The sequence below is a fragment of the Mycobacterium heidelbergense genome (assembly GCF_050205645.1).
Classification (GTDB): Bacteria; Actinomycetota; Actinomycetes; order Mycobacteriales; family Mycobacteriaceae; genus Mycobacterium; species Mycobacterium heidelbergense_A.
The window spans coordinates 1-1,174 of record NZ_JBNMQT010000057.1 but is presented as its reverse complement, the minus strand read 5'-3'; the positions used below and the strand labels follow the sequence as shown (position 1 = coordinate 1,174).

The 1,174-nt window shown below is 67.0% G+C and carries 1 protein-coding gene; it reads right to left on the bottom strand.

What is annotated here, in order from left to right:
• On the bottom strand, nt 1-1,174 hold a 1,174-nt coding region (locus ACQI5H_RS24555), incomplete at both ends, for a condensation domain-containing protein (protein WP_427081888.1).

Here is a 1,174-nt window from a genome sequence, read left to right as displayed (position 1 = left end):
CAAGTGCGCCAACCGATTCGCCGCCTCATCCAACTCCCGATACGTCAACGTGCGACCCTCGAAGCTGACCGCCACCGCCCCCGGCGCCCGAACCACGCGCTCGGCAAACAACACCGGAACTGACATCGGTGTGCTCGTCGGCGCGGTCAACACGGCCCGATTGCCCCACGCATCCAGGCGGGCGCGCTCGCCGGCGTCGAGCACATCCATCGACGACAACCGGCGGGTCGAGTCGGCGGTCATCACCTCCAGCACATGGCGCAGCCGCTCGATGAGTGACCGGATGCTGGCCGCGTCGAACACATCGGTGCGGAATTCGACCGCCCCACCGATCCCGGCGGGCTCACCATCCTCGGTCCAGCGTTCGGCCAACGACAACGAAAAATCGGTTCGCGCGGTGTGGATGTCCACCGGCAACTGGGAAACCTCCAGATCACCCAACGCCAACCCGGTCGCCGAATCGTTGGACTGCCAGGCCAGCATCACCTGCACCAGCGGATGATGGCCCAGCGATCGGATCGGATTGAGCCGCTCCACCAGCACCTCAAACGGCACGTCCTGATGCTCGTAAGCGGCCAAGCTGCGCCGGCGCACCTGCGCGAGCAACTCGGCCACACTGGGATCGCCGGCCAGATCGACGCGCAACACCAGTGTGTTGACGAAGAAGCCCACCAGGCCATCCAGCGCCGGGTCACGCCGCCCCGCAATCGGGAAACCAACGGCCACATCCCGACTCGCGGCAAGCTTGCCCAACAACACCGCCAGGGCCGCCTGCACCACCATAAAACTGGTCGCATTGTGCTCCCGAGCCAGCCGAGCCACCCGCCGCTGCAACCCGGTCGGCCACTCCAGGGCCACGCTGGCGCCTCGCTGATCGGCCACCAGCGGATAGGGCCGATCCGTTGGCAAGGCGAGCCGCTCGGGCATCCCGGCCAACGCCCGCTCCCAGTAGGCCAGCTGGGCGGCAATCAGGCTGTCGTCGTCATCGAGGTCACCGAATTGGGCGCGCTGCCACAGCGTGTAGTCGACATACTGCACCGCCAATGGCGCCCACCCCGGGGCCTGACCCGCACAGCGGCTGGCATACGCCATCCCGAGATCGGCCACCAGTGGAGTGATCGACCAGCCATCGGCGGCAATATGGTGCACCACCGCCACCAACACATGCTCGTCG